The organism is Pseudoalteromonas sp. CuT4-3, assembly GCF_035666335.1.
Taxonomy (GTDB): Bacteria; Pseudomonadota; Gammaproteobacteria; order Enterobacterales; family Alteromonadaceae; genus Pseudoalteromonas; species Pseudoalteromonas atlantica.
The window spans coordinates 3,622,439-3,635,000 of the sequence record NZ_CP142030.1 but is presented as its reverse complement, the minus strand read 5'-3'; the positions used below and the strand labels follow the sequence as shown (position 1 = coordinate 3,635,000).

8 protein-coding genes and 2 rRNA genes (1 of these 10 only partly in view) are annotated in these 12,562 nt (G+C 42.1%); 9 read left to right on the top strand and 1 reads right to left on the bottom strand.

The window, feature by feature from the left end; all coding sequences use genetic code 11:
• Together VOI46_RS16810 and rrf are read left to right on the top strand one after the other, a co-directional pair.
• Positions 1 to 2,409: ribosomal RNA gene (locus VOI46_RS16810) — 23S ribosomal RNA — on the top strand (it extends 478 nt beyond the left edge of the window).
• A 202-nt stretch (positions 2,410 to 2,611) separates the two neighbouring features.
• A 5S ribosomal RNA gene (gene rrf, locus VOI46_RS16805) occupies positions 2,612 to 2,726 on the top strand.
• Positions 2,727 to 2,877: 151 nt separating this feature from the next.
• On the opposite strand, the gene VOI46_RS16800 is transcribed toward rrf, so the two are convergent.
• Entirely contained in the window at positions 2,878 to 3,405 is a 528-nt protein-coding gene (locus VOI46_RS16800) for a sugar O-acetyltransferase (RefSeq protein WP_004588892.1), read from the bottom strand.
• Between the two features lie 154 nt (positions 3,406 to 3,559).
• Here VOI46_RS16800 and VOI46_RS16795 point away from each other — a divergent pair, with 154 nt between their 5' ends.
• From VOI46_RS16795 to VOI46_RS16765, 7 genes are all read left to right on the top strand, one after another.
• Positions 3,560 to 4,324, top strand: a complete 765-nt coding sequence (locus VOI46_RS16795) for a DeoR family transcriptional regulator (RefSeq protein WP_004588893.1) — start codon at positions 3,560 to 3,562, stop codon at positions 4,322 to 4,324.
• A gap of 46 nt (positions 4,325 to 4,370) precedes the next feature.
• The gene (glmS, locus tag VOI46_RS16790; protein ID WP_004588894.1) at positions 4,371 to 6,191 is read left to right on the top strand and encodes a glutamine--fructose-6-phosphate transaminase (isomerizing); all 1,821 of its coding nucleotides are present in this window, start codon (positions 4,371 to 4,373) and stop codon (positions 6,189 to 6,191) included.
• A 138-nt stretch (positions 6,192 to 6,329) separates the two neighbouring features.
• Positions 6,330 to 7,160, top strand: a complete 831-nt coding sequence (locus VOI46_RS16785; protein ID WP_004588895.1) for a heteromeric transposase endonuclease subunit TnsA — start codon at positions 6,330 to 6,332, stop codon at positions 7,158 to 7,160.
• Positions 7,147 to 9,231, top strand: coding sequence for a DDE-type integrase/transposase/recombinase (locus VOI46_RS16780; protein ID WP_004588896.1), 2,085 nt, complete (start codon positions 7,147 to 7,149; stop codon positions 9,229 to 9,231). The genes VOI46_RS16785 and VOI46_RS16780 overlap by 14 nt, the downstream gene beginning before the upstream one ends.
• The gene (locus VOI46_RS16775; RefSeq protein ID WP_004588897.1) at positions 9,231 to 10,889 is read left to right on the top strand and encodes an AAA family ATPase; all 1,659 of its coding nucleotides are present in this window, start codon (positions 9,231 to 9,233) and stop codon (positions 10,887 to 10,889) included. The genes VOI46_RS16780 and VOI46_RS16775 overlap by 1 nt, the downstream gene beginning before the upstream one ends.
• Before the next feature lie 2 nt (positions 10,890 to 10,891).
• The gene (locus VOI46_RS16770) at positions 10,892 to 11,299 is read left to right on the top strand and encodes a TniQ family protein (protein WP_004588898.1); all 408 of its coding nucleotides are present in this window, start codon (positions 10,892 to 10,894) and stop codon (positions 11,297 to 11,299) included.
• Positions 11,300 to 11,342: 43 nt separating this feature from the next.
• A protein-coding gene (locus VOI46_RS16765) for an IS3 family transposase (protein WP_282338776.1) occupies positions 11,343 to 12,490 on the top strand; the annotation gives its coding sequence in 2 pieces (ribosomal slippage) (positions 11,343 to 11,580 and positions 11,580 to 12,490; 1,149 coding nt in all).
• Positions 12,491 to 12,562 lie beyond the last annotated feature (72 nt).

Sequence of the window (12,562 nt, the reverse complement as noted above, 5' to 3'; positions counted from 1 at the left end):
AGGGGAGTGAAATAGAACCTGAAACCGTGTACGTACAAGCAGTAGGAGCCTACTTGTTAGGTGACTGCGTACCTTTTGTATAATGGGTCAGCGACTTATATTTTGTAGCGAGGTTAACCGATTAGGGTAGCCGTAGGGAAACCGAGTCTTAACTGGGCGAATAGTTGCAAGGTATAGACCCGAAACCCGGTGATCTAGCCATGGGCAGGTTGAAGGTTGAGTAACATCAACTGGAGGACCGAACCCACTAACGTTGAAAAGTTAGGGGATGACCTGTGGCTAGGAGTGAAAGGCTAATCAAACCGGGAGATAGCTGGTTCTCCCCGAAATCTATTTAGGTAGAGCCTCGGACGAATACTTACGGGGGTAGAGCACTGTTAAGGCTAGGGGGTCATCCCGACTTACCAACCCTTTGCAAACTCCGAATACCGTAAAGTACTATCCGGGAGACACACGGCGGGTGCTAACGTCCGTCGTGAAGAGGGAAACAACCCAGACCGCCAGCTAAGGTCCCAAAGTCATAGTTAAGTGGGAAACGATGTGGAAAGGCCCAGACAGCCAGGAGGTTGGCTTAGAAGCAGCCATCCTTTAAAGAAAGCGTAATAGCTCACTGGTCGAGTCGGTCTGCGCGGAAGATGTAACGGGGCTAAACTATGCACCGAAGCTGCGGATTCATCTTAGGATGAGTGGTAGGGGAGCGTTCTGTAAGCGGTTGAAGGTGTACCGGGAGGTATGCTGGACGTATCAGAAGTGCGAATGCTGACATGAGTAACGATAATGCGGGTGAAAAACCCGCACGCCGGAAGACCAAGGGTTCCTATCCCATGTTAATCAGGGTAGGGTAAGTCGACCCCTAAGGCGAGGCCGAAAGGCGTAGTCGATGGGAAACGGATTAATATTTCCGTACTTGGTATAATTGCGATGGGGGGACGGAGAAGGCTAAGCAAGCATGGCGATGGTTGTCCATGTGAAAGTGAGTAGGCTAGTGACTTAGGTAAATCCGGGTTGCTGTTAGGCTGAGACACGAGACGAGCACCCAAGGGTGTGAAGTTGCTGATGCCATACTTCCAGGAAAAGCCTCTAAGCTTCAGATTATACCGAATCGTACCCCAAACCGACACAGGTGGTCAGGTAGAGAATACTAAGGCGCTTGAGAGAACTCGGGTGAAGGAACTAGGCAAAATCGTACCGTAACTTCGGGAGAAGGTACGCTCCTATCTGTGATGAGATTTACTCTCTAAGCGGACGGGAGCCGCAGTGACCAGGTGGCTGGGACTGTTTATTAAAAACACAGCACTGTGCAAAATCGCAAGATGACGTATACGGTGTGACACCTGCCCGGTGCCGGAAGGTTAATTGATGGGGTTAGTTTTCGGACGAAGCTCTTGATCGAAGCCCCGGTAAACGGCGGCCGTAACTATAACGGTCCTAAGGTAGCGAAATTCCTTGTCGGGTAAGTTCCGACCTGCACGAATGGTGTAACCATGGCCACGCTGTCTCCACCCGAGACTCAGTGAAATTGAAATCGCAGTGAAGATGCTGTGTACCCGCGGCTAGACGGAAAGACCCCGTGAACCTTTACTACAGCTTGGCACTGAACATTGAACCTACATGTGTAGGATAGGTGGGAGACTTTGAAGCAGCGACGCTAGTTGTTGTGGAGTCGTCCTTGAAATACCACCCTTGTAGTTTTGATGTTCTAACGTTGGCCCCTGAATCGGGGTTACGGACAGTGCCTGGTGGGTAGTTTGACTGGGGCGGTCTCCTCCCAAAGAGTAACGGAGGAGCACGAAGGTTGGCTAAGTACGGTCGGACATCGTACGGTTAGTGTAATGGTAGAAGCCAGCTTAACTGCGAGACAGACACGTCGAGCAGGTACGAAAGTAGGTCATAGTGATCCGGTGGTTCTGAATGGAAGGGCCATCGCTCAACGGATAAAAGGTACTCCGGGGATAACAGGCTGATACCGCCCAAGAGTTCATATCGACGGCGGTGTTTGGCACCTCGATGTCGGCTCATCACATCCTGGGGCTGAAGTCGGTCCCAAGGGTATGGCTGTTCGCCATTTAAAGTGGTACGCGAGCTGGGTTTAGAACGTCGTGAGACAGTTCGGTCCCTATCTGCCGTGGGCGTTTGAGAATTGAGAGGGGTTGCTCCTAGTACGAGAGGACCGGAGTGAACGAACCGCTGGTGTTCGGGTTGTCATGCCAATGGCATTGCCCGGTAGCTACGTTCGGAACTGATAAGCGCTGAAAGCATCTAAGCGCGAAGCAGGCCTCGAGATGATTTCTCACTAGACTTTTAAAGTCTCTGAAGGGCCGTTGAAGACTACAACGTTGATAGGCAAGATGTGGAAGTGGTGTGAGCCATTAAGCTAACTTGTACTAATTACCCGTGAGGCTTAACCATACAACGCCAAACGCGTTTTGTGACAGAAACAAGCGACAGAAGTTAATAGCTAAAGTAGATAAATACTTAGACTTAAAAAATATTATCAGAATTTTCCAAATTTATGAGGTGACTCTTAGCGCGTAGCGTTAAAGTTGAGGCACCTTGCGCAAAGGAAAAAGAAGCACTACGTGCTTGTCATTAATCCTTTGCACCTAATTTGCTTGGTAACCATAGCGTTTTGGACCCACCTGACCCCATGCCGAACTCAGTAGTGAAACGAAACAGCGCCGATGATAGTGTAGCATTTGCTATGTGAAAGTAGGACATTGCCAGGCTCCAAATACAAGAAAGCCCGACTCGAAAGAGCCGGGCTTTTTTACGTCCGTAGAAAAGTAAAATGCGGACAATTAATGTACACTTATCTACTTCTAGAATGTAGGTCGGGCGAGCGTAGCGACACCCGACGCAAAAAAACATCGATTATAGTTATTGTGTTCTTATCTCACGAGCTGGATTACCAGCAACAACAGTATCCGCCTCTACATTTTTAGTAACTACAGATCCCGCACCAATAATACTGTTATCCTCAATCGATACGCCCGCTAAAATAATTGCACCTGCGCCAATCCATACGTTGTTGCCTATTGTAATAGGAGCAGCAAAGTTTTCTTTATTCAGTCGCTGTGTAGGGTTAACAGCATGGGATACAGTCAATAGCTGAACATTGGGGCCAATTAAGCAGTCATCACCAATGCTGATAGCTCCTTCACTAATTGGGGCATCTAATACCGTACAGTTAATGTTTATGAAGCTACGATCACCAATAGCTATTTGATTACCATAATCGCAATGAAAACCTGATTCTATAATTACGCCTTCACCGCATTGAGCGAATAGCTCTTTAATGCGTTTTAAATTACCTTTACTCGGGCTTTTATTGAAGAGTCGGCATATTTCGCCTGTTTGTTTACGTAGGGCTAAAAGCTCTTTGTTTAAGCTATTAAATGGCTGCATTAAGGTTTCTTTGTTTAGTTAAGAGATGCTGTGACTATTTTACCTTTATTATTACTCGTTGAAAGCTGCTTTATTTTTGCTCGTTCACTTGCCATTTAACTTGTTTCGTTTAGAATTGCACATCTTTCGAAACGAAACTTAATCTACGAGCTTTATGACTAAACGGAACACACAGCAACGCCGTCATTTAATACTTACTCAGGTAAATGAGCTAGGTGAAGTGGCTGTTGAAAAGCTCGCTGAGCAGTTTCAAACATCTGAAGTAACCATTCGTAAAGATTTAACCGCGCTTGAAAAAAGTGGTCTATTACTGCGCCGTTACGGCGGTGCTATTGCACTGCCTAAAGAAATTGTAAGTGACGAAATAGACTCTAAGCGAAAAGTAGCAATAGCAAAGGCTGCCGCAGCACTTATAAAAGATCATAACCGCATTATTATTGATAGCGGGCGTACTACGGCCGCCATGATCCCAGAGCTTGCAAATAAACGCGGGTTAGTTGTAATGACCAACGCGATTAAAGTGGCGAGCCGTTTACTATCACTTGAAAACGAGCCAACACTTTTAATGACTGGCGGAACATGGGATCCGCATTCTGAGTCGTTTCAGGGGCAAGTTGCCGAAAACGTATTATGCTCTTATGACTTTGATCAGCTATTTATTGGTGCTGACGGCATAGATGTAAAACGTGGCACGACTACCTTTAATGAGTTAGTCGGTTTAAGCCAAGTTATGGCAAAAGCCGCCCGTGAAGTAATCGTTATGGTTGAATCAGATAAGATTGGCCGAAAAATACCAAATTTAGAGTTACCGTGGAAAATAGTAACCACCTTAATAACCGACACTGGCTTAGCAGATGATAAACGCAAAGCGATTGAGGCGTGTGGTGTAAAACTAATTTGTGCAGAGATTATTGAATAGTAACTACAAAGCGAGTTACTAGAATTAAAAAATTAATGGAGACACTATGTGTGGAATAGTTGGGGCGGTTGCAGAACGTCCAGTAAACAAAATTTTAGTTGAAGGCCTTAAACGTCTTGAATACCGTGGCTACGACTCTGCCGGTGTAGCACTATTAGAAGGCTCTACGCTAAATACTGTAAAAGCAGTCGGTAAAGTTGTGAACGTAGAAGCCGCACTTGAGAAAGCAGGCGTTAGTGGTCATACAGGTATTGCACACACACGCTGGGCAACACACGGTAGCGTTACTGAAGAAAACGCTCACCCGCATGTATCAAACAACCAACTAGCACTTGTACATAACGGTATTATTGAAAACCACGCAAGCTTACGCGCATCGCTTAAAGAAGAAGGCTACGAGTTCCTATCTGAAACCGACACCGAAGTTATGGTGCACTTAATTCATAAGCTTCGTAAGCAACACACTACGTTACTTGCATCTGTTCAAGCAGCGGTTAAGCAATTTGAAGGTGCGTTTGGTACCGTTGTATTTGATAAAGCAAACGACAACGAAATCATCGTAGCGCGCTCAGGTAGCCCGCTTGTTATAGGTTTAGGCCTTGGCGAAAACTTTATTGCCTCTGATCAACTAGCACTATTACCAGTTACTCGTAGCTTTATCTTCTTAGAAGAAGGCGACGTAGCCCGTATTACACGCGACACTGTTGAAATTTTTGATGAAAATGGCGACGCTGTAGAACGTGAAGTTGTTGAATCAAATATCACGCAAGATGCTTCAGGCAAAGGCGATTACCGCCACTACATGCTAAAAGAAATCTACGAGCAACCACTTGCGGTACGCAATACCCTTGAAGGACGTTTAAACGACGACCGTGTCGCAATTGATGCCTTTGGCGACAGCGCTCAGCAAATATTTAAAGATGTAAAACACGTACAAATTATTGCCTGTGGTACGTCATACCATTCAGGTATGGTTGCACGTTACTGGCTTGAGCAATTTGCGGGTGTTAGCTGTAATGTTGAGATTGCCTCTGAGTTTAGATACCGTCAGTCGTTTGTTCATGAAAACAGCCTACTTGTGACTATTTCTCAATCGGGTGAAACAGCCGATACGCTAGCTGCATTACGTTTAGCTAAAGAGCAAGGTTACATGGCATCAATGACCATTTGTAACGTACCAGGTTCATCGCTTGTACGCGAATCAGACCTTGCCTTTATGACTAAAGCGGGCGCTGAAATTGGCGTAGCATCTACTAAAGCATTTACAACGCAATTAGTTGGTTTGTTAATGCTTACTGCGTCTATAGCTCAAGAAAAACAGCTTGATCAAAGTGCCATTGTAAATGCAATTAAAGTACTTCCAGCTAAGCTTGAAGAAACATTACTACTAGCTGATGGCATTGCAGACCTTGCAGAAGAATTTGCCGACAAGCATCACTCACTGTTTTTAGGTCGTGGCTCACAATACCCAATTGCAATGGAAGGTGCGCTTAAACTTAAAGAGATTTCGTACATTCACGCAGAAGCCTACGCAGCAGGCGAGCTAAAACATGGCCCACTTGCACTTATTGATGCCGACATGCCAATTATTGTTGTAGCACCAAACAATGAGCTATTAGAAAAGCTTAAATCAAACGTAGAAGAAGTACGCGCACGTGGCGGCATTATTTATGTATTCGCAGATAAAGATTCACACTTTGAGTCAGACGACACAATGCGTGTAATCAACGTAAACCACACTGACGACATTATTGCGCCAATTGTTTACACACTGCCATTACAGTTACTCTCGTATTACGTAGCGGTAATTAAAGGCACTGACGTTGACCAACCACGTAACTTAGCTAAATCGGTTACTGTTGAGTAAAATCAAAAGGTTGGTAATTACCTGTTGTGGGCGAACAATAAAGTTCAGAACTAAACAATAAAGTTTAGAATTAACACATTAAAGTTGAAAACTTTATAAATCCGGTTAAACTGAATAAAAGTTAACCGGATTTTTTTTATGGCAAGATCAAAGTACGTCCTAACTGAAAAGCAAATCAACAAACGGATTAAGGATGGTCGTGGTGCCGGAAGGCTTTCTAATTACAAGCCATGGCTTTATGTCAATGAAGTACCTTCAGATGGTCGCTCCCAGCGTGTCTACTCTCACCTTACTGGCCGGATTCACCATGTGTTATCGGATCTTGAGTTCGCAGTGTTTCTTCTTTTAGATTATAACGTTGCTGTAACTGATATCCGTGAACAGTTCCCACTGAATAGAGATGACACCCTGAATATATCTAAGGAAGGTCAACTTTGGCATCCTTCGCAAGGAGGGATAAATCTTGTAATGTCTTCAGACTTTTTAGTCAATTTAAGTACCAAAAATCAGCCAAAGTTAGCTATCCAGGTAAAATATTCAGAAGCGCTAAAAGACCCTAGAACAATTGAAAAGCTAGAAATTGAGCGCCGATATTGGCAGCTCAAAAAAGTTCCTTTTTTCCTTGTAACAGAAAAAGAGATAGATAAGGTTGTCGTATCTAATATTGAATGGCTTTATGGAGTTAAAGGATACTTTGATGAAATTATCACTGACGAGTTGTTATTATTATTTGAAAATATGAAAACATATTTTAGTCGTTATCCTAATAGAAAAGTGGTCGACATATGTAAAGAGTATGATAATGCATATCAGCAAGAGTTAGGTAAGTCTTTATATGACATACGTTTAATGTGTGCTGCAAGGCTTATCACATTTGATATTCGTTATCCTTTTCACATTTTGACAGCAAAAGATATTACGTTTAGAAGCATGTCTTTATCTGAGAGGCGTACCTATGTGGCAAGTTAATGAAACTATCGCATTTGATGGTAAGCCCTATCGAGTGCTTTTTACTGAAAATAGCTATTTTTATTGGATTATTCTTGATGAGAATAAAGGTTTACCAGAAAGAATTTACTTTGATGAATGTAATGTTTGGATTGACGAGGGACGTGTAGAAAAAATACCTGATCCATATGCTTATCTTCAGGCTGAATCTTGGGAACTAGAATCCAGTAATTACCTAGAAAGTCAAAAACATTATGAACTGATAAAACCTATTATTGATGGTGAGGGGGCGTTTAATAAGAGCACCCGAGCAAAAAGGATTAGCCATGCGATTGCTGTATCTGATAAAAGTAAATCGACTATTTATCGTTTAGTTAGACGTTATTGGCAAAGAGGTCAGATAAAAAATGCGCTTTTACCCGACTATAAGAACTCTGGGGCAGCAGGGAAAAGAAGAAATTTCACAAATACTAAAGCAGGTAGACCGCGTATTTATGGTATAGGTAAAGGTGAAGCCGTTAATGAAAATATTAGGAAGCAATTTCGAATTATCTGCGACAAGTATTTGATGAATGATAAAGGCTACTCAATTCGATATGCATACATCAAGTTTGGAAAGGCCTATAAGTTAAAATACCCTGATGTGGCTGAGCACGAAATTCCAACATTGCGACAGTTTCAATATTTTTACAAAACTGAATATACCAAATCTACTCAGATCATAAAGCAGACCCCAAAAGGTGAATACAATAAGGACATTCGACCGCTTCATGGAACAGCTACAGAGCAAGCTTTAGGACCAGGAAGCAGATATGAAATTGATGCTACCATCGCAGATATATATTTGGTAGATGATAACGATCCAAACAAAGTTATCGGAAGACCGACTATATATATGGTTATTGATGTTTTCAGCCGCATGGTTGCGGGATTTTATATTGGCTTTGATAACGCATCCTTCCCGGTGGCAATGAAAGCATTAATATCTAGTTTTAGTAGTAAAGTAGATATTTGCAAAAAATATGGCATAGATATTTCTGATGAACAGTGGCCATGTATAGGGATTCCAGATGTCTTACTTGCTGACCGCGGTGAATTAATGAGCCATCAAGCGAGCTACTTAGTTAATGGTATTAAAGTCCGGTTAGAAAGTGCTCCTCCACGTAGAGGGGATGCGAAAGGTATTGTTGAGAGATCATTTGGAGCTTTTCAGGCTAAATTTAAACCTTATATGCCAGGTGTCGTATCGGGTAATAAGGTTAAAAAGCACGGTGAAAAAGACTATAGAGTTGAGGCGGCGGTCGCAAAATCTGATTTTTTTGAAATTATACTCTACTCAATCCTTGCTCATAACTTGAATAAGCCAATGGAGAAATATGATCGTGCTTCTGACATGCCAGAAAGCATTCCTTCTATCCCAATTGAACTTTGGCGATGGGGACTTCAGCACCGTACTGGTAGTTTAAGAACAGTAGATACTGACATCGCTAAAATTTTGTTGTTACCTCGTGAAAAAGTAACTGTATCTGAATTAGGGGTAAAGTTGTGGGGAGTTGTATATACAGCAAAAGAAGTTATCCAAGCTGGGTGGATGCATCGCTCTACGGAAGTTACTAGACCAAAAAACCTTTATGCTGCCTATGATCTAGGCTCTGTTAATCATATATATCTATTTCCAGAAACAGGGAAAAATACTTTTTGGGTGTGTGATATTTCAACTAGAAGTAGAGAGTTCCGTGATATGACTTGGTACCAAGTTTGGGAACGACAAGCGGTGCAAAAACAAGTTTCAGCAGAGGCGAAATACCAGTATTCAGCTGTTGAAAGGGATTTTGATGATCTTCTCGAGAAGAAAATTAAAAAAGCTAAAAATAACCGTAAAGCCAGCACCTTGAGCAATGCGCAAAAAATAAAAGATATTAAAGGGAATAAGCAGCAAATAAGAGAGCAAGAGAGAAAGGAATTGGCCATTAAACCAAATAGACCCAAACAAGAAAAGCCGGCACAGATCGTTCAGCTAAAAGGTATAGAAGAAAATTATGAGCTTCCTAATTTTATACCAGAGCTATTTGATGATGAGGATGATAATTAATGCAAAATAGTCAAAGTCATCGAGTTATTGCAGTTTATCAACCTTCTACTATACCTGCCTATCAAGGAAACCCTTTGATAGAAGCATTACCGCCTTTAAATAGCTTTGTTGATGATTTAAGCGCCTTAAAAGGAAAGTTACGTTGCACACCTGATGATATTCATCAAAATGGAGTTGATAGAGCGCATAGCATTTGTCGTGTTATTGATGATTTTTTTCAACCACTTAGTCAGCATATACAGCTACATGAGCGGATTTCATTGATGATCAGAGGTGGCTACGTAGGGAGAAACCCTGATACAGGTGATTGGGCTAGGCATATTCAAAATGGGTACGAGCGTGTGCTTTCTGGGGATTTAAAGGCGATAAAGTTCACAGAGGTCTATTCAACTGCACAAAGTATGACGCTTATAGGGTGTAGCGGTAATGGAAAAACTACTGCAATGAAACAACTGTTATCGCTATATCCACAAGTTATCTACCACCCAGATACAAACCTTGAACAAATAATATATCTAAAGATTGATTGCTCTCATGATGGCTCATTGAAAGAATTATGTTTGAATTTTTTTCGGGCGATAGATCGTGCTTTAGGAACATCCAATTACGAAAAACAATACTCAATGAGTAAGCGACCTAGTATTGAAACGCTTTTGGCTGCGATGGCACAAGTTGCAAATGCTCATGCGTTAGGTGTACTTATTATAGACGAAATTCAACATCTTAGCCGTTCTCGCTCCGGGGGGTCAGAAAAAATGCTGAATTTCTTCGTAACCTTAGTCAATACCATCGGCCTTCCCGTTATTTTAGTGGGTACTCCGCGAGCAAGAGAGATATTTGAAGCCGATATGAGGTCCGCTAGACGTGGCTCAGGCCTGGGAGCAATATTTTGGGACCCGATGGAAGAAGGAAGGGAGTGGAGAGCTTTAACCGATAAATTGTGGTCACTCCAGTGGCTTCAGAAGCGTGATGAAATTTTATCTGATGAAATTCGAACTTTATGGTATGACTTAAGCCAAGGCGTTCTTGATATCGTGGTAAAGTTATTTGTACTGTGTCAGTTGCGAGCAATTACCACCAAAGTTGAAAGAATTACTCCCAAGTTAATGCAGCAGGTGTACAACGATGAATTAATACCGGTCCACCCTATGCTTGCAGCTCTTCGCTCCGATGATCCAGAAGCAATAATCAAGTTCTCAGACCTTAAACTAAGTGACACCGATAAAAGATTACTAAAACTACAGCAGCACGTGGCTGAGTCTGTGCAACAGACTCCGGAAGAGTTTGCATATCAACAGCTAAGAAGTGAAGAAGAGCAACGAGTCTATATAGCTTTAAAAGATGACTTTGACACAAGTCTTTTGGCGCCTGCTATTCGGAAAATATTTGATCAAAATCCAAATTTGACCTGGATTAGCTTATTACCTTTAATACATGCTCACTTAACTAGCCCAGAACAAGCTTTACCTAAAAAAGAAGCTAAACCCAGTAAGGGAAATAAAGCATCATCAATTAAACATACTCAGTGGCATACACTTGATAGTAACGATTTGCGGTTTATTCATTCTCAAGCAGATGTTGACTCGGACATGCATTCGACAATGTTAAAGTTAGGTTTGGTTTTAAATATTCAATCGTTGCTGGAAGAGGTGAGTTAGTATTGCACAATTTTCCTGTTCCATACCCAGATGAGTTAATTTATAGCTTAGTTGCTAGATCTGGCATTCGTAGTGCTATTACAAGTTCTAAGCAGCTGCTTAATCAGGTATTTGATGATCGCAAGGTTATTGCAACGTTAGATTTACCTAGTCATTTATCAGCGATATCTAGTTTGTTGGTGAATACAGGAAAGTTCGATATTCAGCGGCTTATTTATGAACACACAATGTTTCCTATTTACGCACCATTTGTAAGTGAATGCACTAGAGTTCAGGCTATGACATCTATGGAGAGTGGATCTAACGGTTCTGTTCACCTAATGTTGGGGGCTGTTGCTTCAATTGTTAAAACGCCTGGTAATTTTCGCTCTTGTTCTCTATGCGTAACTGGACTTCCCATAGTTTGCTAGACACCCAATGAGTTACATTGTAACTTCTAATTAGAGGTGTTTTATGAGCAAAGGCAAACGGTATACCCAAGAATTTAAAATCGAAGCAGTTAAACAAATAACTGAACGTGGTTATTCAGTTGCTGAAGTATCAGAACGATTAGATATTTGTACCAAAACGTTATATCACTGGCGAAGCCAGTTATCAGAGAAACCCAAACAAACCAAATCATCAGATGAACAACTAAGGATCGCCAAACTTGAGGCCGAGCTAAAACGTGTTACGGAGGAACGCGACATTCTAAAAAAGGCCGCAAGGTACTTTGCCAGCAACCCCGAGTAAAGTACGCTTTTATTCGTGAGCATCAAAATGAGTTTTCTATTGTTGCGATGTGTAAACTATTTAAGCTACACCGCAGTGGCTTTTATGCGTGGTTAAAGAAGCCATTGAGTGACAGAGCAATCGAAGATAATCGTTTGCTTAAGCTTATTAGAGAGTTTTACGTTGCCAGTGGTGGCACTTACGGTAGTCCTTGGATACACGCAGATTTACGTGAAGCTGGTGAAAAATGTAGTGTTAATCGCGTAGCTAAGATCATGCGCCAACATAAACTCAAAGCGCAAATAGGGTATAAACGTCGCCATATTAAAGGCGGTAAAACATCGCGCATTGCAGATAACTTGCTAGCTCGTCAGTTTAATCCTCCTGCGCCGAATCAAACTTGGGTAAGTGATATTACTTATGTGAGAACCTATGAAGGCTTCTTGTATGTAGCAACTGTCATGGATTTATTCTCTAGGCGCATCGTAGGCTGGTCGATGGATAAAAACATGGACAAGCACTTAGTAATTAAAGCATTGCTCATGGCAGTTTATCAGCGCCAACCCAAAGCTGACGTAATGGTACATAGTGATCAAGGAAGCCAGTATGGTAGCGCTGATTACTTAGCCTTTATGAAAGAACATAACCTTGTACCCTCAATGAGTCGAGCTGGGAATTGTCACGATAATGCAGTTGCTGAAAGCTTTTTTGCGACGATTAAAAAGCGAATAGTTAAGCGTAAGATATATTCGACAAGGGAAGATGCAAAAGCTGAGATATTCAATTTTATAGAAATGTTCTACAATCCAAAAAAACGCCATTCACACACAGGCGGTGTTTCACCTGCTAAGTTTGAGGAAGCGTATTTTTCTGAGTTAGAAACTGTCTAGTGAAAGCTGGGAAGTCCAAATGGATTGTTTGATAGACTTGCAGGGTGACTAAACACACTTTTGTCCAAATCC

Bases quoted from the DNA above. Each gene is read 5' to 3' on its own strand.
- VOI46_RS16800 (WP_004588892.1), bottom strand. From the start codon at position 3,405: ATGCAGCCATTTAATAGCTTAAACAAAGAGCTTTTAGCCCTACGTAAA.
- VOI46_RS16780 (WP_004588896.1), top strand. From the start codon at position 7,147: ATGTGGCAAGTTAATGAAACTATCGCATTTGATGGTAAGCCCTATCGA.
- glmS (WP_004588894.1), top strand. From the start codon at position 4,371: ATGTGTGGAATAGTTGGGGCGGTTGCAGAACGTCCAGTAAACAAAATT.
- VOI46_RS16785 (WP_004588895.1), top strand. From the start codon at position 6,330: ATGGCAAGATCAAAGTACGTCCTAACTGAAAAGCAAATCAACAAACGG.
- VOI46_RS16795 (WP_004588893.1), top strand. From the start codon at position 3,560: ATGACTAAACGGAACACACAGCAACGCCGTCATTTAATACTTACTCAG.
- VOI46_RS16775 (WP_004588897.1), top strand. From the start codon at position 9,231: ATGCAAAATAGTCAAAGTCATCGAGTTATTGCAGTTTATCAACCTTCT.